General features: G+C 36.1%; 29 protein-coding genes. 21 read left to right on the top strand and 8 right to left on the bottom strand.

What is annotated here, in order from left to right; genetic code table 11:
- Positions 1-436: 436 nt before the first annotated feature.
- From ACIQ38_RS03965 to pepF, 5 genes are all read left to right on the top strand, one after another.
- Complete coding sequence (locus ACIQ38_RS03965; RefSeq protein ID WP_402818287.1) at positions 437-1,645, top strand: putative glycoside hydrolase; 1,209 nt, start codon at positions 437-439, stop codon at positions 1,643-1,645.
- Positions 1,646-2,028: 383 nt separating this feature from the next.
- Positions 2,029-2,424: a transcriptional regulator SpxA gene (spxA, locus tag ACIQ38_RS03970; RefSeq protein ID WP_402819602.1), complete on the top strand. Its 396-nt coding sequence runs from the start codon at positions 2,029-2,031 to the stop codon at positions 2,422-2,424.
- Between the two features lie 214 nt (positions 2,425-2,638).
- The gene (gene mecA, locus ACIQ38_RS03975) at positions 2,639-3,304 is read left to right on the top strand and encodes an adaptor protein MecA (protein WP_402818290.1); all 666 of its coding nucleotides are present in this window, start codon (positions 2,639-2,641) and stop codon (positions 3,302-3,304) included.
- Between the two features lie 67 nt (positions 3,305-3,371).
- Positions 3,372-4,526, top strand: a complete 1,155-nt coding sequence (locus tag ACIQ38_RS03980; RefSeq protein ID WP_402818292.1) for a competence protein CoiA — start codon at positions 3,372-3,374, stop codon at positions 4,524-4,526.
- Positions 4,527-4,589: 63 nt separating this feature from the next.
- Positions 4,590-6,410, top strand: a complete 1,821-nt coding sequence (gene pepF, locus ACIQ38_RS03985) for an oligoendopeptidase F (RefSeq protein WP_402818295.1) — start codon at positions 4,590-4,592, stop codon at positions 6,408-6,410.
- Between the two features lie 554 nt (positions 6,411-6,964).
- Here pepF and ACIQ38_RS03990 read toward each other — a convergent pair.
- The 4 genes from ACIQ38_RS03990 to ACIQ38_RS04005 all read right to left on the bottom strand — a co-directional run bounded on the left by ACIQ38_RS03990 (position 6,965) and on the right by ACIQ38_RS04005 (position 9,525).
- Entirely contained in the window at positions 6,965-7,786 is an 822-nt protein-coding gene (locus ACIQ38_RS03990) for a ClpXP adapter SpxH family protein (protein WP_402818298.1), read from the bottom strand.
- Positions 7,783-8,181 carry a globin domain-containing protein gene (locus ACIQ38_RS03995; RefSeq protein ID WP_402818301.1) on the bottom strand — a complete coding sequence of 133 codons (399 nt, stop codon included), beginning with the start codon at positions 8,179-8,181 and terminating at the stop codon, positions 7,783-7,785. Before ACIQ38_RS03995 ends, ACIQ38_RS03990 begins: the two co-directional genes overlap by 4 nt.
- Positions 8,182-8,292: 111 nt before the next feature.
- Positions 8,293-8,943, bottom strand: a complete 651-nt coding sequence (locus ACIQ38_RS04000) for a lytic transglycosylase domain-containing protein (protein ID WP_402818303.1) — start codon at positions 8,941-8,943, stop codon at positions 8,293-8,295.
- Positions 8,944-8,949: 6 nt separating this feature from the next.
- A complete protein-coding gene (locus tag ACIQ38_RS04005) occupies positions 8,950-9,525 on the bottom strand; it encodes a CYTH domain-containing protein (protein ID WP_402818306.1) in 576 nt (191 codons plus the stop codon).
- A 99-nt stretch (positions 9,526-9,624) separates the two neighbouring features.
- On the opposite strand from ACIQ38_RS04005, the gene ACIQ38_RS04010 reads away from it, so the two are divergent.
- The 6 genes from ACIQ38_RS04010 (at position 9,625) to ACIQ38_RS04035 (ending at position 15,091) form a co-directional block, all read left to right on the top strand.
- Positions 9,625-10,008, top strand: a complete 384-nt coding sequence (locus ACIQ38_RS04010) for a UPF0738 family protein (RefSeq protein ID WP_402818309.1) — start codon at positions 9,625-9,627, stop codon at positions 10,006-10,008.
- A gap of 24 nt (positions 10,009-10,032) precedes the next feature.
- On the top strand, positions 10,033-10,713 hold the full coding sequence (gene yjbM, locus ACIQ38_RS04015; RefSeq protein WP_402818312.1) for a GTP diphosphokinase: 681 nt from the start codon (positions 10,033-10,035) through the stop codon (positions 10,711-10,713).
- Positions 10,710-11,516 carry an NAD kinase gene (locus ACIQ38_RS04020; protein WP_402818315.1) on the top strand — a complete coding sequence of 269 codons (807 nt, stop codon included), beginning with the start codon at positions 10,710-10,712 and terminating at the stop codon, positions 11,514-11,516. The genes yjbM and ACIQ38_RS04020 overlap by 4 nt, the downstream gene beginning before the upstream one ends.
- The gene (locus ACIQ38_RS04025; RefSeq protein ID WP_402818318.1) at positions 11,513-12,427 is read left to right on the top strand and encodes an RluA family pseudouridine synthase; all 915 of its coding nucleotides are present in this window, start codon (positions 11,513-11,515) and stop codon (positions 12,425-12,427) included. The genes ACIQ38_RS04020 and ACIQ38_RS04025 overlap by 4 nt, the downstream gene beginning before the upstream one ends.
- Before the next feature lie 868 nt (positions 12,428-13,295).
- Positions 13,296-14,654, top strand: coding sequence for a magnesium transporter (gene mgtE / locus ACIQ38_RS04030; RefSeq protein ID WP_402819605.1), 1,359 nt, complete (start codon positions 13,296-13,298; stop codon positions 14,652-14,654).
- A gap of 50 nt (positions 14,655-14,704) precedes the next feature.
- The gene (locus ACIQ38_RS04035; protein WP_402818320.1) at positions 14,705-15,091 is read left to right on the top strand and encodes a hypothetical protein; all 387 of its coding nucleotides are present in this window, start codon (positions 14,705-14,707) and stop codon (positions 15,089-15,091) included.
- A gap of 617 nt (positions 15,092-15,708) precedes the next feature.
- Here ACIQ38_RS04035 and ACIQ38_RS04040 read toward each other — a convergent pair.
- Positions 15,709-16,230, bottom strand: a complete 522-nt coding sequence (locus ACIQ38_RS04040) for a CotY/CotZ family spore coat protein (protein ID WP_402818323.1) — start codon at positions 16,228-16,230, stop codon at positions 15,709-15,711.
- 132 nt (positions 16,231-16,362) lie between these two features.
- Here ACIQ38_RS04040 and ACIQ38_RS04045 point away from each other — a divergent pair, with 132 nt between their 5' ends.
- The 8 genes from ACIQ38_RS04045 (at position 16,363) to ACIQ38_RS04080 (ending at position 20,723) form a co-directional block, all read left to right on the top strand.
- Positions 16,363-16,755: a hypothetical protein gene (locus ACIQ38_RS04045; RefSeq protein ID WP_402818326.1), complete on the top strand. Its 393-nt coding sequence runs from the start codon at positions 16,363-16,365 to the stop codon at positions 16,753-16,755.
- Entirely contained in the window at positions 16,755-17,210 is a 456-nt protein-coding gene (spoVAC, locus tag ACIQ38_RS04050) for a stage V sporulation protein AC (protein WP_402818329.1), read from the top strand. The genes ACIQ38_RS04045 and spoVAC overlap by 1 nt, the downstream gene beginning before the upstream one ends.
- A complete protein-coding gene (locus ACIQ38_RS04055; protein ID WP_402818332.1) occupies positions 17,204-18,211 on the top strand; it encodes a stage V sporulation protein AD in 1,008 nt (335 codons plus the stop codon). Before spoVAC ends, ACIQ38_RS04055 begins: the two co-directional genes overlap by 7 nt.
- 1 nt (position 18,212) lies before the next feature.
- The gene (spoVAE, locus tag ACIQ38_RS04060; protein ID WP_402818335.1) at positions 18,213-18,578 is read left to right on the top strand and encodes a stage V sporulation protein AE; all 366 of its coding nucleotides are present in this window, start codon (positions 18,213-18,215) and stop codon (positions 18,576-18,578) included.
- A 68-nt stretch (positions 18,579-18,646) separates the two neighbouring features.
- Positions 18,647-18,790, top strand: coding sequence for a YjcZ family sporulation protein (locus ACIQ38_RS04065; RefSeq protein ID WP_402818338.1), 144 nt, complete (start codon positions 18,647-18,649; stop codon positions 18,788-18,790).
- A 33-nt stretch (positions 18,791-18,823) separates the two neighbouring features.
- The gene (locus ACIQ38_RS04070) at positions 18,824-19,069 is read left to right on the top strand and encodes a stage VI sporulation protein F (RefSeq protein WP_402818341.1); all 246 of its coding nucleotides are present in this window, start codon (positions 18,824-18,826) and stop codon (positions 19,067-19,069) included.
- 172 nt (positions 19,070-19,241) lie between these two features.
- Positions 19,242-19,541 (top strand): hypothetical protein, encoded by a 300-nt coding sequence (locus ACIQ38_RS04075; protein WP_402818344.1) that lies wholly within the window; start codon positions 19,242-19,244, stop codon positions 19,539-19,541.
- A gap of 201 nt (positions 19,542-19,742) precedes the next feature.
- Complete coding sequence (locus ACIQ38_RS04080) at positions 19,743-20,723, top strand: DUF2642 domain-containing protein (RefSeq protein WP_402818346.1); 981 nt, start codon at positions 19,743-19,745, stop codon at positions 20,721-20,723.
- A gap of 92 nt (positions 20,724-20,815) precedes the next feature.
- On the opposite strand, the gene ACIQ38_RS04085 is transcribed toward ACIQ38_RS04080, so the two are convergent.
- Genes ACIQ38_RS04085 through ACIQ38_RS04095 form a run of 3 tightly spaced genes read right to left on the bottom strand, consistent with a single transcriptional unit; the run spans position 20,816 to position 22,544 of the window.
- Positions 20,816-21,244, bottom strand: a complete 429-nt coding sequence (locus tag ACIQ38_RS04085) for a GNAT family N-acetyltransferase (RefSeq protein WP_402818349.1) — start codon at positions 21,242-21,244, stop codon at positions 20,816-20,818.
- Positions 21,245-21,247: 3 nt separating this feature from the next.
- On the bottom strand, positions 21,248-21,763 hold the full coding sequence (locus tag ACIQ38_RS04090) for a YjcG family protein (protein ID WP_402818352.1): 516 nt from the start codon (positions 21,761-21,763) through the stop codon (positions 21,248-21,250).
- 58 nt (positions 21,764-21,821) lie between these two features.
- The gene (locus ACIQ38_RS04095; RefSeq protein WP_402818355.1) at positions 21,822-22,544 is read right to left on the bottom strand and encodes an alpha/beta hydrolase; all 723 of its coding nucleotides are present in this window, start codon (positions 22,542-22,544) and stop codon (positions 21,822-21,824) included.
- A 167-nt stretch (positions 22,545-22,711) separates the two neighbouring features.
- Between ACIQ38_RS04095 and ACIQ38_RS04100 the strand changes: the two genes are divergently transcribed.
- The gene (locus tag ACIQ38_RS04100; protein WP_402818358.1) at positions 22,712-23,296 is read left to right on the top strand and encodes a phosphatidylglycerophosphatase A family protein; all 585 of its coding nucleotides are present in this window, start codon (positions 22,712-22,714) and stop codon (positions 23,294-23,296) included.
- A gap of 640 nt (positions 23,297-23,936) precedes the next feature.
- The gene (locus ACIQ38_RS04105; RefSeq protein ID WP_402818361.1) at positions 23,937-25,859 is read left to right on the top strand and encodes an FUSC family protein; all 1,923 of its coding nucleotides are present in this window, start codon (positions 23,937-23,939) and stop codon (positions 25,857-25,859) included.
- Positions 25,860-25,994: the final 135 nt, after the last annotated feature.

Here is a 25,994-nt window from a genome sequence, read left to right on the forward strand (position 1 = left end):
ATAGAGATAGTGCGTCGTTGTGCGTTGACTAGTGACCGCTGTGATTTTCGCTGCAGAATGGACGTTTTCCGCCGGGTGAGCGATGTTCTTTCACCGACGCTTACGGCTTACATTGTAAAGGCTCATCTGCCTCACTCATCCCGCCGGAGTCGCCGCCTGCCGCGAAAATCAATGGTAATATTAAATTACTAAATTATAACATTAACAGTAAATGGTTGAATGTGACAATTTCAGATGTGAACTCGACAATCACGGCTTCGAACACTACAAAGCAGCCACTGAACGCGACAATCTGGTTTAGCGGATACCTTAAGACACATTATCATCAGTATGCGCTACTTAGAAGACGTGTTAGCAACATTTTGAGCATTATTTCTCTTTCAATCATTGTTTAGTATTGTTAGAATTAAGAAACACTATAAGAAAGGAGAATTTTATGAAAAAGCCAATAAAGCTACTTGCCTCATTTAGTATGGCAGCTACTGTACTTTTACCTAGTACCGTATTTGCTGAATCTAAAGTATTTGCAGAAGACTTTACAACAAAAGAATATAGTTTAAAACCGATCGATGAAACTGTCGTTTCTACATCCAAACTTTTCATATACGACTCCGGACTAAATTTTCAATATCCGGATGCTGTGAGAGGAATATATGTTACTGGTCATTCAGCTGGAGGAGCTAGATTCGCTAATTTAGTAGATTTACTAGATTCAACAGAGCTAAATGCGATGGTCGTAGATATTAAAGACGACTTTGGAAACTTAACATATATTCCAAGTGAGGAATCATCCCTTAAGAAATATGATATTGGAAAGCCATACATAAAAGATCCAAGAGCAATGCTTGAGACAATGGAAGAAAAAGAGATATATCCAATTGCACGTGTCGTTGTTTTTAAAGATACAGAACTTGCCGAAAGAAAACCGGAATGGTCGTATGTGGAAGGGAATGCTGTTTGGAAAAATGGCAGAGGAGAGGCATTTGTCAATCCATTCCTTCAAGAAGTATGGGACTATAATGTAGAAATCGCGATCGAAGCAGCTAAAATGGGCTTTAAAGAAATTCAATTTGACTATGTACGATTTCCTGAAGGATTTGAAAATAGGGAAGATACATTGAAATATTCTATGGGTGAATATGAAACATCGAAAGAAGATCCAGTTCAACGGAGAGTTACTGCTGTTACAGACTTCGTTGCTTATGCAAAAGAAAAGCTAAAACCATATGGAGTACAAGTGTCGGTTGATATTTTTGGTTATTCTGCTACGTTACCAGAAGCACCCGGAATTGGACAAAATTTCTCCAAAATATCCGAAAATGTAGATGTTATTTCTTCCATGATCTACCCAAGTCATTGGACATCTTATTTCGGTATTGCAAAGCCTGATCTAGAGCCTTACCGTTTAGTACAAGAATATGCTAAAGTAGAAAATGCAAAATTAGCGGAACTAGAAAACCCACCTGTATCCAGACCATGGCTTCAAGATTTCACTGCTTCGTACTTAGGTGCAGGCAATTATCAAACATATGCTAAAGAGGAAGTAGAAGCTCAGATTAAAGCATTAAACGAAGCAGGTATTATGGAATACTTATTATGGAATGCTGGTAACAAATACTCGCCCGGCGTAGACTACACACCTTAAATAAAAAAGATAGGATCATAAAAAATCCTATCTTTTTTATTTTTTATGAAACTTTATTTCATGAAAAACGTATTAATTAGTATAACAGTTATTTTCAATACAATTCTTCTAAATGAGAATATGAAAATTTTCATTTTTATGTTTAAAACAGAAAAGAGATGGGTATAATTTAAACATCTATCATTATTAAAGTGAAAATGTAAGTATAACTTATATATTCAACGAATTTGTGACAGCTTTAATTAAAGGAGAAATTTTTCTTATAAACGTATTTTAAATGATTAAAATTTGGTGTATACTGAAAAAGTAAAGAACTACATTAAATTAATTATAAACTACTTCATATAACACAATTACCAATTGAAAGGAAGTGTTTTTAAATGATGGTTACGTTATTCACCTCACCAAGTTGTACTTCATGTAGAAAAGCAAAAGCATGGTTAGAAGAACATGATATTCCATATACGGAAAGAAATATTTTTTCAGAACCACTTACGATAAGTGAAATAAAAGAAATTTTACGAATGACAGAAGACGGAACGGACGAAATTATCTCTACTCGTTCAAAAATATTCCAAAAGCTAAATGTAGATGTGGAAAGCCTGCCTTTACAACGTTTATATGAGCTAATTCAAGAATATCCTGGACTTCTTCGTAGACCAATTATTTTAGATGAAAAACGTCTACAAGTTGGTTATAACGAAGACGAAATTCGTAGATTCTTACCAAGAAAAGTTCGTGCATATCAGTTACTCGAAGCACAAAAACTTGTTAACTAAAAGTTAATCGGCTGATTATTTTCAAAGAACTTTTGAAAATAGTCGGCTTTTCTTTTGGATTGCTTGCATTTAAGTGTAATTTTTCTTACAATTCAATTGTGATTAATAATTTAAAAAGATAAGTTGGAATCCTTTTCTTTTTTTCACAAACAACATACAATAGTAATAGACACTACATGAATGAGGCGGTAGGAAGCGAAAGGAGATGTGTTAAATGGATATCGAGCGTATCAATGATAACACTTTCAAAGTATACATTTCATACATCGACATTGAAGAAAGAGGCTTCAGCCGAGATGAAATATGGTTTAACAAAGATAAGAGCGAGCAGCTTTTTTGGGAAATGATGGATGAAGTTCATGATGATGATCATTTCGAGGAATTGGATGGTCCATTATGGATACAAGTTCATGCGATGGAAAAAGGTTTGGAAGTGATTGTCACTCGAACGGAAATAGGGAAACATGAGGAACGATCAGATGATTTTGAAATGGATGACCTGTCAAATAAAATTTTCAAAAATGGTGTCTCCAGTTCTATAGGACCTCACGAATTTGATGATTTTTCGCATTTCATGGATGATGGCGAGGAAATTCCTTCCGAATACACATTCGTGTTTGAGAACTTTGATGATTTACTTGTTCTAGCAAAAAAGTTAGATAAAGTAAATTTTGAAACATCATTGTATCATTATGAGGAAAAATATTATTTACATGCAGTTTTTAATTCCGACGTAACAGAATTCGAAGATGTATTAAATACACTTAGCGTTATTTCAGAATTTGCAAATAGTACTAAAACTACTATCCATATGATTCAAGAGTATGGAAAAGAAATTATTGTAAATGATGTATTCCAAGAACTCAATAGACATTTTTAACCTTCTGTAAAAAGAAGGTTTTTTTTCTTGCTTTTTTCACTGAAAATTCGTACATTTATGGAAAGAGGTGATCAACATATTAACAGCCATAACTAAAGAAGGACAAGTAATCGTTTCTGTCGACTATTCACGTGAATTCCTAAACCATTTGAAACAAAGAAGTGCGTTTATGTGTATTCAATGTAAGGAAGATGTAATTTTGAGAAGTGGATCCATTAATATTCCTCATTTTGCCCATAAGCGTAAATCGGAATGCATCCATTCTTTTTCAGAAGGAGAAAGTAAAGACCATCTGAATGGCAAATTACAATTGTATGCATTTTTAAAGCGACATAATTGCCAACCACAACTGGAATCATTTATCCCGAAGATCAAACAAAGACCAGATATTTTAGTTAACAATAACCAGTCCCAAGTAGCCATTGAATATCAATGTAGTAAAATACTACCGAATACTATAGTAAGTCGGAATAACGGATATAAACAGCAACAAATCGACCCCCTTTGGATACTGAGAACACCATCTATTTCGGAGTTCCCACCTCAAGAAATAGGCACCCTGCATTTGTCAGCATTTCGTCAACAATTTTTCCTGGAAACCTCCACATACGGTAAAATGATCATCACCTACTGTCCACAAACAAAATTTTTTCACTATATTTCCAACCCAGTTCACATACAATCGAATAAATACATCGTCAAAATAAAGAAGTTATCATTAGAAAAGCAATCCTGGCCATTTGCAGTCGTCAAACGAATATCCCATAAAGAGTACAAAACGTATCTACGAATATATAGAAAACAACGTTTTAAGCATATAGATAACTTATATTTTTATAATAGAAAAGGAGTCCAGAATCAGTTTTTGCAAGTGTGCTATAGATGGAGGCTGTCTCCGAAGGAAATTCCTTTTTTTATAGGTATTCCGACTACTCATGCAGAATCTTTTCATGTGCACGCCGTGGAGTGGCAAATACAGTGGATGGACTATTTAAATCGCATAAAAATTCCGCTTGATGAAGCGGATCTTTCACATTGTAAATCCTTCCTACTCGATCGTCCAATAGGTTCTTCACAAAATCTATTTAAATTGGAAGCTGTCCAATCTTATTTGTCGATACTCCAGCAATGTCTTATGCAGTCAAATACTGTTACTTATAAAAGCAAGTTTAATAGTTCGAAAATGGTTGAACTACTATATAGGGATTTCCTTGCAAAGTGACCTGAAAATTGAGAAAATAAGTAGTGATACGAATTTCGAAACAAATGGAAGGGGAAGTTCATCTTGACGACTGAAACAAACAATAAAGTATTAACACGTGAGGAAGTAGAAGAGCATCTAACTTGGAGATTAGAAGACATTTTTCCTTCCAATGACGCATGGGAAAAAGAATTTCAAGATGTAGCGAAGTTAGCCGAAAAAGCATCTACATTTCAAGGGACGATTGCAAATGGTGCAAGTGCTTTGTTAGAAGTGCTAACGTACCGAGATGAATTAACAGGACGTCTGCGGAAGCTATATACCTACGCACATATGCGTTCTGACCAAGATACTGCAAATAGCACTTATCAAGCGATGGATAGCCGTATTAAGTCGTTATATGTAAAAGTTTCTACGGAACTATCATTTTTAGTGCCAGAAATTTTATCACTAGATGAGTCAGCTCTTTCTAATTACTTATCTGAAAATAGTGATTTGCAATTGTATCGTCAACTTCTAGAGGAAGTAAATCTAGAACGCCCACATGTACTTCCAAAAGAGCAAGAAGCATTGCTTGCCCAGTTTTCAGAGGTGGCTGGTTCACCGTCAGATACATTTGGCAAGTTAAACAATGCGGATTTAGAGTTTCCATCGATCAAAGATGAAAATGGCAACGAAGTACAACTTACGCACGGTCGCTATTCCCGTTTTCTAGAAAGCGAAGACGGACGTGTGCGAGAAGACGCATTTAAAGCAATGTATGATACGTATGGCAAGTTCCGTAATACATTTGCATCCACTTTAGCTGGGAATGTAAAAGGGGATAATGTAAACGCTAAAATTAGAAAATACGCATCTGCACGTGAAGCGGCAATGTCGGGAAATCATATTCCCGAAAGCGTCTACGATAATTTAGTCGGAACGATCAATAAAAATGTTCATCTCCTTCATAAATATGTTGGTTTACGAAAAAAGGTACTTGGATTAGATGAGTTGCATATGTGGGATTTATACACTCCACTCGTAAAAGAATTGAAAATGGAATACACGTATGAAGAAGCTTGCGATACAATGCTAAAAAGCTTTGCTCCGCTTGGTGAGGAATACGTATCGATTGTGAAGCAAGGATTAGAAAATCGCTGGGTAGATGTTGTAGAAACAAAAGGAAAGCGTTCAGGTGCATATTCGTCAGGTACGTATGGTACGAACCCATACATTTTGATGAACTGGCAAAATAACGTGAATAATCTATTCACCTTAGCACATGAATTTGGTCATAGTATTCATAGTTACTACACGCGAGAAAACCAGCCTTATGTATATGGAGATTATTCCATCTTTGTTGCAGAAGTAGCGTCTACTTGTAACGAGGCATTATTGAATGATTATTTATTGAAAACGATTGATGATCCGAAAAAACGCATTTACTTACTGAATCACTGGTTAGAAGGATTCCGAGGAACGGTATTCCGTCAAACGATGTTCGCTGAGTTTGAGCATATTATCCACCAGCTCGATCAAGACGGAGAAGCATTGACTGCGGAAAAACTAACGGAAGAATACTATAAATTAAATCAAAAATACTTTGGCGATGAAATCGTAATCGACGAGCAAATTGGGCTAGAGTGGGCACGAATCCCACACTTCTACTACAACTACTATGTGTACCAATATGCAACAGGTTTAAGCGCTGCTACTGCATTAAGTAATCAAATTTTAACGGAAGGTAAACCAGCCGTTGATCGCTATATAAATGAATTCTTAAAAGCAGGTTGCTCAGATTATCCAATCGAAGTGTTAAAGAAAGCTGGCGTAGATATGAACACGGCTGCTCCAATCGAAGAAGCATGCCGCGTATTTGAAGAAAAACTTAATGAGTTAGAACAATTACTATTAGCAGAATAAAATAGTGAGAAGAAGGCTAAACTAGAGATTACTCAGTTTGGCCTTTTTTGTTGTTCGGAGTGAGTATAAAGCCAAGGTATCCTGCGCATAAAAATAGGGAGCGAGCAATAAGCATTTGTATCCGAGCATATCCCAGCGCCATTCAAGCATATCAAACCTTTATCCGCGCAAATAATGGAGAAAGAGTATAAGCCGGCCGTACACGCACAAACCATGCGTTAATGGGCACATAAACTCAGTCATACGGTGTTTAATAAAGGTATGACGTCTAATGTATGACGAATTTGTGAAAGTCAGTGCTAATATATTGTATTTCTTTAGAAGACATGATAAAGTAAGAGTGTGAAATAAATCACAAGATAACATACACCCCTTTGTTTGAACGTGAACATTTCTCCCATCCCCTTTGTAAAACGAAAACCCCCTTTTCTAACTGAGGAAAGGGGGTTTTCTATTTGGATAATAAATTTGATACTTAGTTATAAGTATGGACTTACTATACAAGAAATTGAATAAAAAAAGCTGCTCATCGATTGTAGATGAGCAGCTTTTTTTTAATTATTTTTCAGTCGCCAGATGACAACGTCCGGTAATACTAATCTTTCTACTTCTTGAAGTAGAAGGAGTTTTTTCAGTTCTCGTTCAGCTTGTTGGTCGGAAATATTATAATAGCTAGCAATTTCACTGGTTGTAAGGGAATGGAATCGATCAAAAAGCTTGGCAAGAGCAGGTGGTTCCTGTACTTCTGGTTTTTCATATAGCATTTCTTGTAATATTTGTACATAAATTTCATAAGGATAAATTCCGGAAACTTTTATTCCTTCATCTTCTATATTTTCATTAAAAAAGACGATACTTGGAAATGTAGTGACATCCATTTCTGACGTGATCGACAAATCACTTTGGAAGGAACGTGCACACTCTTTCGATTGGAAATCTTGTGTGAATTCCGCTACATCAATGTTGACTTTGCCTGCTATTTCTTGCAAAACAGAAAGCGAAGTAACATTTTTCGTTTTAATGAAAAGATATTCTTGTATTTTATTGAAAAAACGAAGAGCAGCTTTTTTCCCTTGAAATTCTGCAGCTTTTACGGCAATAGAAGGGAATACAGAATGCTCTATATCTGGGAAATCACATTGAAACTTTGTTCTTTCTTCAATTGACGTTTTGCAAACAGTATTTAAATTATTCAGCTGAGTACTAAGTACAGTACGAATTGTAAAATACTGTCCATATTGAACTTGCAATTTCCGAATAATCGGTTGCATTTCCCAACAAGCTGAACAAAGTGGATCTAGAAATACATACATTTCAAGTGGCTTGTTCAGAAAAGGAGATGTAATCGGTTCAGTCGGAATGAGTATTCTTGTCACGCTTGTTCCTCCTCATGACTCATTTGATTGACCATGTGGTTTGCAGTAAGCTCAAGTCTACGGTAAAAAGTTTCACGTACTTTACCTTCAAGCCCAACAGTATCCATTGCGGCTCTCATACAGGAAAGCCATGCTGCTGCCCTTTCAGGTGTAATCGGAAAAGGATTATGACGCATTTTCATCATTGGATGTCCATGCTCTTCGGTATATAAATTGGGACCGCCAAGATATTGCGTTAAAAATTGTTTTTGTTTTCTTGCGGTTTCTGTTAAATCATCTGGAAAAATCGGCTTCAGCATTGGATGTTTTGCAACATTACTGTAAAACGTATCGACAAGCTGGTATAATTTCTCTGCTCCAATCTCATCGTAAGGAAGTATTGGTTTTTGTGTCATAATTCGTTACTCCTTTGTTTTAGCACTAATATCATTCTATCAATCCCAAACAATTATCTCAAATAATTAGACTGCCAGTAAAAAACGACCTATCAGGAGGTCGTTTCAAGCCTATGCTTGGTAATAGTTTAATACTTTCTGAACATAATTTTGTGTTTCTTTATAAGGTGGGATACCACCGTATTTTTTTACTGCTCCAGGTCCTGCATTATAGGCAGCTAGTGCTATTTCCGTGTCTCCGTTGAACTGATTAAGCATTTGGCGTAAGTATTTGGCACCGCCCATAATATTTTGTTCAGGGTCGAAAATATTCGTTACACCTAAGTATTTAGCCGTTCCGGGCATCAATTGCATTAATCCAGAAGCACCTGCAGAACTTAGCGCAGAAGGATTAAAATTAGATTCTTGTTTGATGACAGATGAAATAAGTTTTTCTGATACATTATAATTTGCCGCTGCACGTTTAATAATGTCATCAAAATCTGAACTCGACATCTGGTTGGATGGAGCATAAGAAGCAATTGCATTTATTAAGGATTCATTTTGATATGCAAGGTTTGATGGTCTAAAAACAGGGGAATTTCCATTATAGTATAAAGAATTCCTATTAGCTGAATCTACATTGGTTTCATCTGTTTGAAGAACTTGTCCTAGCATTTCTGAAAACAAGGAACTGCTTGAAGTATTTAGTGAGCTTTGCACACTCCCAAGCGTCTGCATGGCATTTATTTCCATAAGTGTTTTAAGGGATTGAATATCCACTTGGTATCAACCTTTCAACGAATTGTTATATTTCATAAGTCGAGCAATCTTTTTATCGGTAGTTCGTAGGGGAATTTGATGCTCTTCTAATAATTGAAGAAAAACTTTCTGCCCCGTTTCGACATCTTTACATTCATATTCTACCTCAAAATCTTCTATTCGACTATAAAAGGAGTGATCCAAAAAGAGTATCCCATTGTTGTAGGGGATTTGTGCTCGATCTGTTTGCATGCTACCAATACAAGTTAATGGACCTTTATCTTTTATTTGCTCCAAAAAGGGGACAGAAGGGAAGCGTGTTTCATGGATGATAGCATCTCGTTCTTTATCTGATAATAGGACTGTTTTTTCCTCCATCACATGTGCCTGTATTGGTGCTTTTAATGTTAATTCATTGTGGTTTGGTAAGACACGTAATCTAAACCCCATTTTATGTTCTTTAAAATAGCTTTCTGGTGTATCGAAGTAGTAGTTTGTTTGTGTTTGGAAATCTGTATTTGTTAAGCCGAGAGCGGCAATTAATGATTGGAATTCTTCTTTTGTTAGTAAATTTTTAAACTCGATTTCACGTTCAGAATGCACAATTTCACGTCCTTTCCTATTATTTCTATTATAGACGGTTTGCAATGAGTTTCAATATGATAAAATAGTGAAAGAATGGACAGAAAGGAAAGATTAATTTTGCCTATTACTTATAACGTGCACAGTGGTGTGCAATTAGAAAATGATATTCGTTTTACTTTAGAGGTAACACCGGACCAACCTAGTATAAATGCGGGTGGTCGAATGATTACCGATTCCGACTCGTTGTCATTTGTGTACTTATTAGAAGATGAAGATGGGTATCATTATGTAAAGTTCGGACAAGATGTATGGCCATTATTAGTTAATACGTTAAGAGCGGAAGATGATCCAACATTACAATTCGGAAATATTGAACTAACTTTAACAAAATTTAAAGAAGAATTGGAAATGCTGATTTTTAATATTGAAGGCAATGATAACTACGGGGCTACATTTTCCAAAGCTGTAGAAGAAGCATTTGAAGAAATATTAAAAGCATAGTGCCAGTGAATGGAGGTTAAGCTTATGGGGCAATGGGAAAGGTTTTTAGAGCCTTACAAGCAAGCAGTTTCCGAGTTGAAAGTGAAGTTAAAAGGAATGCGTTCACAGTATGAAATGGAAAACACAAACTCACCCATTGAATTTGTTACAGGACGTGTGAAACCACTTGCAAGTATTTATGATAAGTCCCTTATTAAAGGTATCGCATTTGAACCTTCTGAAACGTTAGCAAAGGAAATACCGGATATTGCAGGACTTCGGATGATGTGTCAATTTGTTGATGATATCGAACATGTGGTGGAATTATTACGCGCCAGAAAAGATATAAAAGTCGTGGAAGAACGGGATTATATTTCCCATAAAAAGCAAAGTGGCTATAGGTCGTATCATGTCATTATAGAATATCCAGTTCAAACTATACATGGAGAGATCAACATTTTGGCTGAAATCCAAATTCGGACACTTGCGATGAACTTCTGGGCGTCTATTGAACATTCGCTGAATTATAAATATAAAGGAATTTTCCCAGAAGAGATAAAGAAACGTCTTCAGTTTGCAGCGGAAGCAGCATTTCGTTTAGACGAGGAAATGTCTTTAATACGTGGTGAAATCCAAGAAGCTCAAAAATATTTTAGTGAATACAAAGAGCTATCTACGCCAAGAATTCATGAAAGTCATAAAGAAGAAAGGGGGCGCGCGCGATGAAGTTTTTTATTCAATCACGAAATGATGAGCTATCCAATCGCTTAATGGAAACGGCCAAAACGTATTTAGTTGATTTTGGACTAGTATTCGATGAACAAAACCCTGATATTGTGTTATCGATTGGGGGAGATGGGACATTACTACATGCTTTCCATAAATACAAGCATTTGACAAGTTCTGTTGCTTTTGTTGGTATTCATACCGGCCATCTAGGTTTTTATGCAGATTGGAAACCGGTAGAAATTGAAAAGCTTGTCATTAGCATCGCCCAAAAAGAGTTTGAGGTCATTGAATATCCACTATTAGAAGTGACGATCAACTATCGGCATGAAGAGGATAGTTCGGTCTATCTTGCTGTCAATGAATCGACTGTAAAGTCTCCAGACGTGACATTAGTGATGGACGTGGAGTTAAATGGCAAACATTTTGAACGATTTAGAGGTGACGGGTTATGTATGTCTACCCCATCTGGAAGTACTGCGTATAACAAAGCGCTAGGTGGGGCAATCGTGCATCCTTCGTTAGAAGCAATGCAACTAGCGGAAATCGCTTCTATTAATAACCGTGTTTTCCGTACGGTTGGCTCTTCACTCGTTTTACCAAAGCACCATTCTTGTTTATTGAAGCCAGTAAAAGGGCCAGATTTTATGGTGACGATTGACCATTTACAATTATTGCATAAAGACGTGCAATCCATTAAGTACCGAGTAGCTGATGAAAAAATTCGTTTTGCAAGGTTCCGCTCTTTTCCTTTTTGGCAACGAGTTCATGATTCGTTCATCGATAGTGATTTGGAAAAATGAGCAATCAACCAATCACATTAACTTTTGATATAAAAGAATCCCCATTATTATTACGTGATGCCATTAAACAATACGGCATATCCAAAAAAGCATTGACTAGTATTAAGTATGAAGGCGGGACAATCCTAGTCAATGGGGAAGAAAAAACGGTTAGGCATATATTGACTGTTGGTGATAAAGTGACAATTATTTTTCCAAATGAGAAAAAGAGCGAAGGATTAATCGCCGAAAAAGGAGAATTCTCCATTCTGTTTGAGGATGACCATCTTTTAATATTTACAAAAGAAGCAGGACTAAGCACAATACCTTCTCGAGAGCATCCAAATGGAACGGTTGCAAATTTCGTTGCGGGTTATTTTGAAGAAAATGGCCTTTCTTCCACCGTTCATATTGTGACGAGATTAGATAAAGATACATCCGGTGTAATTTGCGTAGCGAAGCACCGGCATGCGCACCATCTTTTAAGCGAAATGCAAAAAGCAGGCACTATATCAAGAGACTATGAAGCGATTGTACATGGCTTTATAAAAGAAGATAGCTTTGACATCGAGGCGCCTATTGGTCGTAAAGATGGCAGTATTATCGAGCGTTTTATATCACCCGATGGTAAATACGCTAAAACCTCTGTACAAGTGTTAAATCGTTTTCACTTGCATGGAGAGCCGCTTACGCATGTCCGGTTAAAGCTACATACGGGACGAACGCATCAAATCCGTGTACATATGATGTCAATTGGTCATCCTTTAATAGGAGACGATTTGTACGGTGGCAGTTTAAAGTTCATAAGTAGACAAGCATTGCACGCAAGAGAGCTAAAATTAAAACATCCATTTTCAGGAGAAGCGTTAATGATAAAATCTCCTTTTCCATCAGATATGGAGAATATAATTCCGTCAACAGCCACTAAATAAACCTGCATATCAGGGAAGTTTAGTGGTTTTTCTTTATGGTAAGCGAGACTGAACTATTTATCTAAAAAGATTATCAAAATAAAAATGTGCAACTTTTAGGGATAATGTGTCTTAGGAAGTTCTATTAGGTGAGCGCCGTATTTTAGTCGGGCGAGTGACGAGCCGCTACGTCGCTAACGCTCTTGCAGGGTCTTTCACCTTCGAGTAAAATTCCAAATAACGGCAAAGAACAATCAAAAAGCTATTGAAAGCAACTAATTTCAGTACGAAAGCAATTAAAATCAGCATGAGAGCAACTAAATTGATAATGAAAGCAACTAATTCTTACAATATCAAGTTTACTTGGATTGAGATGATGAGTATTTTTGCATATTATGGAAAGTACGCATAAATGCCTGCCCAACTCGCCTTGTCGGCATCTGTTGGAATGGTTTGTCGCGTTCACGGACGATATTGTCTCATCCAACCACTTATTGTTAATTTCGGACACTGATAAGTCAGTGTTTTATCATTGGATTTTCGCAGCAGGGCGGCGACTCCGAAGGGATTAAGTGAGTAAGATGAGACTTCACAACGTACGCGCTTAGGCGCGGCGGTGAAGGCTCATCACTCACCCCATGGAAAGCGTCCGTCCTGCTGCGAAAATCCCTGCGGACACTTCATACAATTCACTACGACACATTATATCTATTATGCGCACTAACCTTCTTCATCTTGTTAGTATATTTAATTTAGTTTTAGAATGATTTCCCGGGGAATAATACAAGGTGAATCATTCGGGTTTTCTATGAAAGTGGTTGCTTAATCTTTTTATAGCTCATACAATGAGAGAGGAACGCTGGAAGGAGGGAAAAGTGTGAAAGAAGAAATGAATCAACTACAATTAGAGGAATCAAAGTTAATTGATTTCTTAAGTAATGATTTAATGGATGAATTTAGAGAAGAATTTATGCAATTACATCCTTATGATCAATCGCTATTTTTTGAAAAGGTGGACCCAGAAATACGAAAGAAAATCTTTCACTACCTATCTCCGAAAGAAATGGCTGAGCTATTTGAAGCAACAAAATTTGAAGAAGAACAATATGAATTTTATTTGAAAGAAATGGACACCACTTATGCGGCAGACATGCTCTCTTATATGTATGCCGATAATGCAGTAGACGTATTAAATGAGTTAGGAAAAGATCAAGTCGCTAGTTATTTAAGTATAATGGATGTGGAATCTGCACAAGAAATTAAAGATCTTCTCCATTACGAAGAATACACAGCTGGATCTATTATGACTACAGAATATGTAGCAATTTCCGAAACATCCACTTGCCGTTCAGCAATGACAATATTAAGAAATGAAGCACCAAAAGCTGAAACGATTTACTATTTATTTGTAGTGAGTGAAGAACATCGATTAACTGGAGTTATTTCTCTGCGAGATTTAATCATTGCAGATGAAGATACACTCATTAAAGATATTATGAACGAACGTGTTGTTAGCGTTTTAGTAAGTGCAGACCAGGAAGAAGTCGCACATATGATTAAAGACTATGATTTCCTAGCAGTACCAGTTGTCGATTTTGATCAGCATCTACTCGGAATTATTACAGTCGATGATATTATTGATGTATTAGAAGAAGAAGCATCGGATGATTACTCTAAACTTGCAGGTGTTTCTGATATGGATACATTTGACAAAAATCCATTTCAAGCTGCCAAAAAAAGGTTGCCTTGGCTTATTATTTTGCTGTTTTTAGGAATGATGACTGCAAGTTTAATGAGCGTGTTTACAGAAACACTAGAGAAAGTCGCATTGCTCGCTGTTTTTATTCCTTTAATATCGGGAACAGCCGGAAATAGTGGTACGCAGGCCTTGGCTGTTGCAATTAGAGGGATAGCAACAGGGGATATTGAAAAGCAAAGTAAAATGAAACTACTTGCAAGAGAAGCTGGGACAGGTTTAACAACAGGTCTATTATGTGGAATTATTGTTGTTGGCATAGTTTTCTTTTGGAAACATGATTTAGTAATTGGCTTATTGGTTGGTGCAGCCATTTTTGTTTCTATTTTTGTAGCGACTATTTGTGGATCGTTTATTCCCTTATTGATACAACGAATGAAAATTGACCCTGCTGTTGCATCTGGTCCGTTTATTACAACGATTAATGATGTCATTAGTATTTTAATATATCTTGGGCTTGCAACGGTGTTTATTTCTTCCTTACAAGTCTAGTTCACATTATTTTAGCTAAATGCATAATGTAAAGGAAAAAGGATGTGTCTGTGAGCGTTTATAATGATCCTTTAATCTATATACAAGGCCCACCGGTTTTTCATCTTCCACCTAGGGAAAAGCTAGAGACAGAAATGGAAGAGCAAGTGAAAGAAGAAATTGAGCAAGATGAGAGTACTTCTATTTACGAATTACGAACGAGTATGTCGGATAAAACACTCGCTATTTTAGAGAAACTGAGATTTTTATCGAAACCATTTCAACGGAAAGTTTATCGTCCATTAGTGTTCCATTTGAATGATGGATCGCTTCTACAAGGTGAAGTGGAAAAAGTAGAGAATGAAGTCGTTACTTTTTCTGTTGGAGCTGGAGAACTGATGAAGTATCGAGTCGAACAAATAGAAAGAATTATTTGGCGTGGAGTAGAAATGAAATAACTTGAACAAACTATCCTTTATAAGGGTAGTTTTTTTGTTTTAAGAAACCCCTAAAATAAATATAATTCATTTTAGGGGTAGTATGTAGTAAGGTGATCGTCAGCTTTCGCGATTTGCGCACGTGGCATTAGCCAATTCGTATTGGAAAAGAGTTGCTCACGCGATCCGGCAATATATCTGCTTTATTTAGTTAGAGAAGAATGTCCAAACGAAATGAGGAACATGGTGATGCGTATCTCTAACATTTACTAAAAAGTGACACAATTATAGTCATTTTACTCTGAGTAAACTTGCTATTGTAAGAATTAGTAGCTTTAGCTGACAATTTGGTTGCTTTCGTGTTGATTTAGTCGCTTTCAGACTAGTATTAATTGCTTTCAATGATTGGTTGGTTGCCCTAATCCATTTTCTGGATATGCATAATTGAAAAGGCTGTATTAAATTTGATTTTTAGCGAGTCGCTACTGTGTAAGTAAGCAATTTTCAGCTAAAATCACAGTAATCACCTAATAGAGCTTTCTGGGATGCACTATCCTTAGATTTTAATGTATAAAATCCCACAACAAAACCGTTCGGGGCAGTCCCGAACGGAAGTAGACACTACAAGGTTGAAACGATCAGTCACATACATTTAAAAATACATCCGCTACACATTCAATTGCACAGAAACAATTTAAATCTACTGTAATACAGCTACCTGTCAATCTAAAATTACGTACCTTACAAAGTTTTCTCAAATTAATTTTTGTACCACATTCAGATAATAAATCAACTTCATGTCTATTGGAATCAAGTGGTTCTAACACACGTAATGTTGCACAACAACCGTCAAAAATATCTTCTACACGGAAATAGACGGAAATACAATCATTATCGCAGTTATCTGTGTCACGGAAAAATGCTTTAAAAGGATCACCATCTTTTGTTAACAACATGAAAACTCGTGTGTCCGCACGATGACGAGCAGCAGGACTAACTAGGCCTCCAAGTGGCTCTAAAAAACAGTTTGTAGGACATTGCGGGCATTCATCGTTTGTCGCTGCATCTTGAATATCCTTAATCGCACGAACAACGTCACAAACGCAACCTCTATCATGTTTTCTTTCATTTGTTACGTCTTCAACTCTTCCACAACCCATTGAGTTTCACCTCCTTTTTATCTCTTTCTAATCTATGTAGCTTCTTCCTAATGGGTAGGGCATATATCTCGACACCATTTGTATATTTCATTTTCGCTCGAGCATACTAACTCGAAAAGGAGCAAGTATAAAATGAATAAAATAATGTATGTTTTCCCTCTATTACTACTTTTAACGGCTTGTTCAAATGAAAGAGAAACGGCTATTTATCCGGCTGTGGAATCATCGGAACTCGAGCAAATACTAAATAAGCAAGATACAATCAACGGGTATACAAGTGTCATGGACGACGCAGACATTCTCGTCGCAATCGATATTAAAAGGATGAAGCGATTCCATAAAGAAAAAATTGAAGAAAATTTAAAAAAAGAAATAGAAGAATCGTTTCCCGATAAAGAAATACTTGTTTCGGGTGATATAAAACTAAGGTGGGAAATGGAAAAAGTAATAGATGAACAGTTACAACCAGACAAACTAACAGAAACAATTGAAGAAATAAAATCACTTTCAAAGGAAGAGACATAATGGATCAAAAACAATTCGATAAAATTGTCGATAAACAAACTCCAAAAGCCCCACTATTTGTGAATATGTTAAAAGCATTTCTAGTCGGTGGATTTATTTGTACAGTAGGACAACTTATTACATTTTTTTATGTACGCTTTTTTCCGTTTACAGAGCGAACTGCTGCAAATCCAACGGTAGCCACAATGGTATTTATCGCCATGATATTAACTGGCACAGGACTTTATAAAAAGATTTCTCAATTTGGTGGTGCAGGATCAGCTGTGCCTATCACTGGGTTCGGAAATGCTGTTATTTCATCAGCCATTGAACATAAATCGGAAGGATATGTACTTGGGGTTGGAGGGAATATATTCAAGCTTGCGGGTTCCGTTATCGTTTTCGGTGTATTATCTGCTTTTATCGTTGCATTAATTAAAACAATATTAGTGAAAATGGGAGTGGTCTCATGGTAAATACATTTGGGACAATTCAGTTTAAAGAAATGCCCAGTATTGCAAGTACAGGTGTAGTCGTTGGTCCAGTAGAGAAAGAAAGTCCTTTTGCTAGTTCATTTGATGAGATACTGTCACTTGAAAATGAAAAAGGAGAAACATATGAACAGGCCAATACACGCTTTATCGAAAAAGCTTGTACAAAAGCTGTTCAAAAAGGCCATGAGCAAATGGAGAATATTGATGTATTTATAGGGGGAGATTTGGTCAATCAATTATCCCCTACAAACTTTGCTGCAAGACAGTTAGCGATACCATTTTTAGGTGTTTTTTCTGCTTGTGCAAGCTCCATGGAATCATTAATACTTGGTAGTCTGTTATTGGAATCAGGGAATGCAAAATCGGTTTTAGCTGGAGCCTCCAGTCATCATCCGACCGTAGAAAGACAGTTTCGGTATCCGCTTGAATATGGTGCACAAAAACCTGGAAGTGCACAATGGACGGTAACAGCAGCGGGTTTTGCACTATTACAAAAACATGCCAAAAATGCGCCCATTATTACGCATGCCACGATTGGAAGAGTAGTGGATGGCGGACAAACAGATCCTTTACATATGGGAGCTGCAATGGCACCAGCGGCAAGAGATACAATAGAAAGACATTTAAAAAATACGAATAGTAGCATGTCTGATTATGACATTATTATGACCGGTGATTTAGGAAAAATAGGATTATCTATATTAAAAGAAATGTTCCAAGATGAAGATAGTGGTGTAATTTTACAAGATGCAGGTGCTCAGTTTTATGGAGAAAATTCTTTTTTTAATTCAGGTGCTAGTGGTGCAGGTTGTTCAGCCGCAGTTTTTTTTAGTTATATATATGAACAATTAAAAAACGGTGTATTTAGCAGGGTGTTACTAGTTGCAACAGGAGCACTATTATCCCCTTTAACTTTTCAACAAGGGGAAACAATTCCTTGTATTGCTCATGCTATTGAATGTCGTATGGAGAAGAGGGGATAACATGATTACTTCATTAATTACTTCGTTTATTGTCGGAGGTCTTATTTGTGTAGTAGGTCAACTATTAATGGATGGTTTAAAATTAACTCCAGCCCATACATTATGTACCTTAGTTGTTTGTGGTTCTATTTTAGATGGAATTGGTTTATATGAGCCACTCATCGATTTTGCTGGAGCAGGTGCTACAATTCCAATTACTTCTTTTGGAAACTCGTTAACGCATGGAGCACTAGCCGAAGCTGAAAAACACGGCTTAATTGGTGTATTAACTGGTATGTTTGAAGTAACAAGCTCTGGTATAAGTGCAGCAATATTATTTGGTATAATTGGTGCATTTATTTTTCAAAAGCGGAATACGACCTACTAGTTGATTCGCCCTTTTTCTTTGTACCCTCTTTGCATATGATACGTTGAAGAGGAGAGGAGGGAAAGGATATGTACGACTACTGTGGTGGAGGATATCCCGGCTATTGCGGAGGTTACGGCGGCGGATACGGTGGAAATCGTAACTCAACATTTGTATTAATCGTTGTTTTATTCATTTTATTAATCATTGTCGGAAGAAGCTTTCTCCCTTAAATCTAGAAAATCAAACTGTGAGGGGGAAAAGTAATGCAAAATCCATTTTTTAAGGCAATTGAAAATAAAACTGGAGTATCGATGGATGATCTTTTTACGCTTGCAAATGCCATCTCATATGCTGATTTTACGGATGAAAAACAAGTGCGTAAAATAGTAAGAAAAGTAGGCAAGTTAGCGAATAAGCCAGTTTCAAAAGAGCTAGAAGATGAACTGACGAAATCCATTTTACAAAGTGGAAGTAGTTTAAGTTTAAAGGATATAGAAAAACTACTATAAAATCCAAATGAAAACTGTATTTTCTTTCGAAAAATAAAGTGAACAACTCATGCCCCAGGAAGATGACCTCTATTTTAATCATTAAAATAGGAGCTCAAATTCACTGGGGCAAAGTTGTTTAAAGCATATTATTTTTGGGTATGGAGTATATATAAAGATGGAGGTGGAAAAGATGGGCTACATATTACCGAATCAATCGATACAATCACGAGATTATGCAAATCGCATGTTAATGGACGACTACAATTTTGCTTATATTAATAATGTAAACAGCGTTAAAATGAAGTCAAGTTTTGATGACCATTTAGAGAGAGAAATTTTAGACGAAGAGGAAGAATCGCAAGTATTGGAACAAAATGGACAAACCGATCTGCCATTATATAAAAGCTTCATCCAACCGAACCCCATTAATTTATCGCCTATAATCGCAGAAATAAGCGGTAAAGGAAATTATATAAACCGTTATATTTGATGAAAATGCCGACATATTTGTTGGCATTTTTTTCGTCCATCCCTATACAAATTGAAAAGAGATGGTGGATGATATTCTTCTATTAGGCTTTTGACCGATGATAACAATTCCCCAATACATATAGTAAAAACGAAAACAAAAATCGAAACGAGATAGGCATATTCAGAAAAATCGAATGTTCTATGAAGGAGGTCTCGCAAATTGAGCGAGAAAAATATGAAAACAGCCTTAGCTCCCCTTATAGATAGGAAAATTGGTATATTTCTACATCACAATCAATTTGCAGAAGGTGTTTTGTTAGCTATTAAACAAGATCATCTAGTTGTTCAGATAGATGGGGAAATATATTATTTCACAGTAGAACATATACCTGCTTTTACGGGGAATATAAATCATGCACAAACTTCTCAAAAGGAAGTTATTCTTTACCACAGTAATGATTTAACGGGAGTATTAACACATCTACAAAACAAATGGGTCACGATCAATCGTTTTAGTGATCAAGTGTTTAGCGGCATATTAAGCAGTATTCAAGAGGATTATATTGTTGTCACGAATGATCAAGCACTTCATTATATAGCGATTTCCTCTATTGCAAATATTCATCAAGAAAGCAAGTTAACTAGTACTCTAATGAAAGAGCGGTCTAGTGAAATCAATAAAGAAATAACAACAGAAGAAACTATGTTAAGATTGGTCACCGTCATTAAACAACTGATTATTAATTCTAAAGAGGATGTACAAAGATCTTTGCCGAAAGAACAACCTCCCATTAGAAGATATGAAAAAAGGACACTTCTAACACCTTGGAGTGAAATGAATTATGATCAAAATGCGATTGCTATCTCCTCAACTAATAGGAAAAAAAATCCACCTATTCCCATGCTCCCAGTAGAAAAAAACGAAATCTTACTAGATGAAAAGCCGCCAATTGCCAATAAAAAGCGTTTTGAGGAACAAACAGTCGAAGCATATATAAACCCTAAAGAAAGAAAAGCAATGATAGAAAAGCAATATTATGCACTAATGAGACATGCAGAACAAAATCAAGATCAAAAGCAGGAGGACACGAAAAAACTTCCGATTCATGCGAGCAGAAAGGACGAAAAAGCTGTAGAAGAAAAACAGTTCTATTCGTTAATGCGACATGCAGCTAAAATGTATCGCCAATTGAGAGACTAAAAAATGTTTATGTATCATAGTAGGCATATGATAGATTTCATAAAAAAAAAGTGGAATGCATTGTGTCTGCATCCCACTTTTATCAATTCCAACTATAAACTTTTATCCATCGCACGATGTGGAATACCCGCCTCTAAAAATTCAGGAGATGTAATCGTATAATTTCTTTTTTCATAAAATGGAATAGCATGGCTTTGCGCATTTAACTTCAGCTTTTGAAAACCATTAGAAAATGCATAATCTTCCATACATTGCATCATTAAATTGCCTAAACTTTTACCTCGATACTCAGGTAAAATACAAACGCGCTCTACTTTTCCAATAGTCGGTTCAGTCGTTCGAATACGGCCTGCACCAAAAGGTATTTCTCCATCATATGCAACAAAATGCACTGCCTCTGCATCATGTTCGTCTAATTCCAAATGAAGCGGCACATCTTGTTCCTCTACAAAGACTTTTCGTCGAACGACGATCGCATCTTCATATTCTTTTTTTGTTTCAACTTTTTTTGCGAAAACCAATATTTATTCAGCTCCAGACAATCTAAATGTTTCGTAAACGGTCCAAGAACCATCTTCTAGTTGATATAGCAAATGAAGGCGATCGATTTGTTCTTCAAACTCGGCACCGATCATTTTTAATTGAGGATAAATATCGTCGTGTTCACTAGCACTCAATTTTTGTGCAATTGTAATATGTGGTACAAACGCATAGTTTTCTTCGTCATTGAAACCAATTGCATTTAAGTTTTTGTGCAACGAGAGTAGTTCTTCTGTTGGTTCTACCTTGAAGTATATTGCGTTTGTAACAGGGGCAAATGAACTAACTTTAGACGTCTTTAACGTAAACGGTTTATGTTCTTTTGCAACTAGGGCTACATTTTCTGCAATTTGCTTGATTTCGTTCTCGTTTGCTTCGAATACCCCTTTAACCGTCATATGCGGTGTGATTAATGCGTAATGAGGGTCATAGCGCTTTCTATAAGAGTTAGCAAAGTCCTGTACTTTTTTAGATGGGAAAGCAACAATACCGTATTTCATTTTTCATTACCTCCTCGAAGTTTTTATAGACTACATTAATAGTATAACAAAAAATAATTTATAAACCGAAATTGTTTTGTAGTGATCTTTTCATATCTGGTTGCCAGAGCTTCCAAGTATGGTCACCATCTAATTCGTCATAATACGTGGAAAATCCTTTTTTTATTATTAAATTATGCAATTCTCGATTTGGGGTGACGAAATCTGTTAATAATCCGTCTCCTGTTTTAACTTCGAGCTCGTCTTTTCCAAATACATGATAAACAGAAAAGGCATGTACTTCCTTGTGTTTTTCCACTTGGGCTAATACATACTCATTTACGAGTGGCGAATGTAAAATAATTTTTCCAAATATATTTGGATATTGGAGCGCTGTCAGTAATGACACAGTTGCAGCTAAAGAATCCCCGATTAACGCACGTCCCATGCCAACTTGATAAGTCGGATAGTTGGCATCTATGTAAGGGATAAGCTCATGGGCTAAAAATCGAATATACGCCTGATGCTTTTTGCCTTCAGGATGATACTTTTCTCTGCGATCTTTGACATTTTTGTAAGGGATACCAATAATGATCAAGTTTTCAATTGCTTGTTGTTCATACAATTCATCTGCAACTCGTGTAATACGTCCTAACTGAAAATAATCTTTTCCATCGTTGGCGATAAGAATAGAATATTTATACAATGGGGAATAATTAGGTGGTAAGTAAATAAGTAATTGCATATCTTCTTGCAATGCGTTGCTAAAAAGTGTTAAGTCTTGTACAACTCCTCGGTTCATGGTAGTTCCTCCTACAAGTAATCATGTTGTATAGAAATTGTAACATATACATGTACAGAGGTATAATAAACATTCATCAAAAAACAAGAGCATTTCGTATGACAATATAATGGCATAGAGGGAAAGAATAAAGACTTTGAAAAATTAGACAAGAGGGGGTAATTAAATTGGATAGACAAACGTCCAGAGTACATTCAAGAACAGTGGAAAAGGCAGCAAAAGATGCATTACTTAGAAGAGGTGTAACGATTGAAGAAATTGCTAAAATCGTCTATGAAATGCAAATGCCATACAATAAAGGATTAACTATTGAGCATTGTATAGAATCGATTAAAAGTGTTTTGAAAAAAAGAGAAATGCAACATGCCATTTTAGTGGGCATCGAATTAGATGAGCTTGCTGAAAAGAAAATGTTATCTGCACCATTACAACAAATTGTAGAAGCAGATGAGGGATTATTCGGCATTGATGAAACAATCGCATTAGGAGCAGTGTTTACCTATGGTAGTATTGCTGTTACTACTTTTGGTCATTTAGATAAAAATAAAATTGGTATTATATCTAAGCTTGATACGAAAATTGGGAATGGTGTGCATACGTTCTTAGACGATATCGTCTGTAGCATCGCGGCAAGTGCTGCATCTCGCTTAGCTCATCGTACGAGGGATTTACAAGAAGCAAACGAGACCTTTGAGGATATAACTCCAGAAGAAACTGCTCCTGAATCGAAAATAAAAGACGTCAGAACATAATTACACTTCTTAAATCCCTAGTTGCTTTATCAAGCGACTGGGGATTTTTATTTTAGTGAGATGAATTATTTGGAACAGAATAAAGTAGTAACCGCTATAATATCCGACACCTGCAGGGAGAAAAATTAGAAATTACTTGTTTATCAGTGCCAATCTGCTGAAAAAAAATTTTTAACCAGTTTTTCAATTGTGGCTATCCAATAAATGGCTAAGGGCAACAAATCGATTATGGAAAGCAACTAATTCAGCGCGAGAGCAACTAAATTGCTGGTGAAAGCAACTAATATATTAAAATAGCAAGTTTACTTGGGGTGAGAAATGTGAAATTGTAAATGTTGAGCAACATTCATAATTTCACATTTCTGACCCGTAATAAAAGCTGATTTTTTACGGTACGACTCGGTATCTTTATTATGTAGGTCATTCTATTTATCGCTTTCAATTCCTATATGGTGGGAGAGACCGTTACTTGCACTATTGTTCATGCTTTTTAATCTACTGCAAGCAATAGAACGACGATTATAATCTTAACGTTATTTACCTACGTAACTATCGGTTCATATAAGAAGTTTTGGGGTATATATATGAATAGTGATTTCATTGTAGAATAGGTAGTTAAAAACAAAAGTAGGGGATGCGCATGAAAAATAATTTTTTTAGAGGGTTAAAAGCAGCTTTTGCTGTTAAAAATACTCCGTTCCCTTGGATAAGAGCGATTTGTGCAGGAATATGTTCTTCTACACCTGTTGTTATTGGATTACTACTAGGCAATTTTCAATATGGACTACTTGCTGGCATTGGAGGATTTGCTTATTTGTATGTTTGGAATGAGCCCTTTCCCCAAAGAGCAAAGAAAATTTTCTTTGTGGCACTTGGTTTATCTGCTTCTATAGGATTAGGCATTCTGACTGCTTCTTCACCAATAATCTTTGCTATATTGATTGGACTCATAGGCGGCATTGCCACATTCATTTTTGGTGCATTAAAAATTCCGGGGCCAGCTTCTATATTTTTTGTCATAGTGTTCGCTATGACTTCCGCTTCCCAACCTGATCCAGCGCTCGCTATCACCTATGCTGGTCTTGTTTTTTTAGGAGGGACTTTTGCTTGGTGCGTAGCAATGATTGGTTGGTTTATTAATCCTCAAGGACCAGAAACAAATGCAGTGAAAAGAGTATATTTAGAGTTAGCTTCTCTTCTTCAATCTGTTGGGACAGACCAGTTTAATAAAGCGCGAGAAAAAGTGGTAATTGCGTTAAAAGATGCTGATGTAACATTGATCGCAGGGTATGCTTCTTGGAATAGCTCGATCAATTATAAAGGATTGTATTTATTAAAAGATCAAGCTAGCTTTCTTTTCTCGGATATTCTTGAAATGGTGGCAGAAGGAAGGACAAAGCTACCGTCTGAGTTAGGACAAACAGTTGAGGCGCTAGCCCATTCACTTCATCCAACAAAGAAAATGGAAACTCCCATAATTCTTCAGCCAGTAGATACGGATAAGGCAGTAGATCGATTATTTTCTAAAATCTATGATGCAGAAGCCATATTAAATGAACCAATATCAAAAATTAATCAAGCAATCACTATTACCAAACCGACTGTACGCAGTGTTTTTTCAGATGCATTTGATAAAAACTCGATTGTGTTTATTTCTGCGTTAAAATATGGTGTAGTGTTAATAACTGCGTCACTCATTGCTTTTGCATTTGACTTTGAACGCTCGTATTGGATTCCAGTATCTTGTGGAGCGACAATGTTAGGTTCTACTATAATGAGTACGTTTCAACGAGGTATTCAAAGATCTATAGGTACAATTGTTGGTATTTTGATTATAGCTATTGTTCTTTCATTAGAACCAACTGGTGCCTGGGTTGCGTTATGTATTCTAGTGTTCAGCTTTTTCACAGAGCTTTTTATCGTACGAAATTATGCATTTGCCGTTATGTTTATCACTCCAAGTTCTATATTAATAGCAGAAAATACGACACAAATCCATAATCTTTCTTATTTTGCTACTACTCGAATTACAGATATCATCATCGGGGTTCTCATAGGTCTTGTTGGTGTGTTATTAATAGGCAGGCGATCTGCATCGAGTAGACTTCCTCATTTAATAGCGAAAACGATTCGCAGTCAGTCCCAATTGTTTTTTAAGCTGTTTCCTGAACAAAATAGCGAAATAAAAATGGATAAAAGCCATGCCGTAAATAAGTTAAGAACCAATTTAATCAACTTAAGAACCATTTATAATACTGCTTTAGGGGAAGTACCAAGTAATAAAGAAGCATTGGAATTATTGTGGCCAACCATTTTTTCGATCGAGCAGTTAGGATATGTACTGGAGTTTTCTTCTAATAATGCAAATAGACCAGTTCTATCAGATAAAGTGCTTTCCCAATTTCTTTTAGTATTTGAAACGATGGCAAAAACGGTCGAATTACACCATCATGATAACACCAAACATGTGCCTAGTATCGAAGGATATTCTAAAATCCAACAAGAAATTATTTCCTTGCAAAATGCGCTTGAATTATTCCATGATCAAACTCAGTTAACTTAAAAATCCCAAGTCCTTTTATTTAAGACTTGGGATTTTCGTACCTATTAGGAATAAGAGAGGAAAGTGGGATTCTTTAAGCCATTCAATTAATTGGGTAGTTGTAAAAAGCATAATCCTAATAATTTTAACTCTAGT

Source organism: Psychrobacillus sp. NPDC096389 (assembly GCF_044762855.1).
Taxonomy (GTDB): Bacteria; Bacillota; Bacilli; order Bacillales_A; family Planococcaceae; genus Psychrobacillus.

Bases quoted from the DNA above. Each gene is read 5' to 3' on its own strand.
- ACIQ38_RS03965 (WP_402818287.1), top strand. From the start codon at position 437: ATGAAAAAGCCAATAAAGCTACTTGCCTCATTTAGTATGGCAGCTACT.
- spxA (WP_402819602.1), top strand. From the start codon at position 2,029: ATGGTTACGTTATTCACCTCACCAAGTTGTACTTCATGTAGAAAAGCA.
- mecA (WP_402818290.1), top strand. From the start codon at position 2,639: ATGGATATCGAGCGTATCAATGATAACACTTTCAAAGTATACATTTCA.
- ACIQ38_RS03995 (WP_402818301.1), bottom strand. From the start codon at position 8,181: ATGACACAAAAACCAATACTTCCTTACGATGAGATTGGAGCAGAGAAA.
- yjbM (WP_402818312.1), top strand. From the start codon at position 10,033: ATGGGGCAATGGGAAAGGTTTTTAGAGCCTTACAAGCAAGCAGTTTCC.
- ACIQ38_RS04020 (WP_402818315.1), top strand. From the start codon at position 10,710: ATGAAGTTTTTTATTCAATCACGAAATGATGAGCTATCCAATCGCTTA.
- ACIQ38_RS04025 (WP_402818318.1), top strand. From the start codon at position 11,513: ATGAGCAATCAACCAATCACATTAACTTTTGATATAAAAGAATCCCCA.
- mgtE (WP_402819605.1), top strand. From the start codon at position 13,296: ATGAATCAACTACAATTAGAGGAATCAAAGTTAATTGATTTCTTAAGT.
- ACIQ38_RS04040 (WP_402818323.1), bottom strand. From the start codon at position 16,230: ATGGGTTGTGGAAGAGTTGAAGACGTAACAAATGAAAGAAAACATGAT.
- ACIQ38_RS04045 (WP_402818326.1), top strand. From the start codon at position 16,363: ATGAATAAAATAATGTATGTTTTCCCTCTATTACTACTTTTAACGGCT.
- spoVAC (WP_402818329.1), top strand. From the start codon at position 16,755: ATGGATCAAAAACAATTCGATAAAATTGTCGATAAACAAACTCCAAAA.
- ACIQ38_RS04055 (WP_402818332.1), top strand. From the start codon at position 17,204: ATGGTAAATACATTTGGGACAATTCAGTTTAAAGAAATGCCCAGTATT.
- spoVAE (WP_402818335.1), top strand. From the start codon at position 18,213: ATGATTACTTCATTAATTACTTCGTTTATTGTCGGAGGTCTTATTTGT.
- ACIQ38_RS04065 (WP_402818338.1), top strand. From the start codon at position 18,647: ATGTACGACTACTGTGGTGGAGGATATCCCGGCTATTGCGGAGGTTAC.
- ACIQ38_RS04070 (WP_402818341.1), top strand. From the start codon at position 18,824: ATGCAAAATCCATTTTTTAAGGCAATTGAAAATAAAACTGGAGTATCG.
- ACIQ38_RS04075 (WP_402818344.1), top strand. From the start codon at position 19,242: ATGGGCTACATATTACCGAATCAATCGATACAATCACGAGATTATGCA.
- ACIQ38_RS04090 (WP_402818352.1), bottom strand. From the start codon at position 21,763: ATGAAATACGGTATTGTTGCTTTCCCATCTAAAAAAGTACAGGACTTT.
- ACIQ38_RS04095 (WP_402818355.1), bottom strand. From the start codon at position 22,544: ATGAACCGAGGAGTTGTACAAGACTTAACACTTTTTAGCAACGCATTG.
- ACIQ38_RS04105 (WP_402818361.1), top strand. From the start codon at position 23,937: ATGAAAAATAATTTTTTTAGAGGGTTAAAAGCAGCTTTTGCTGTTAAA.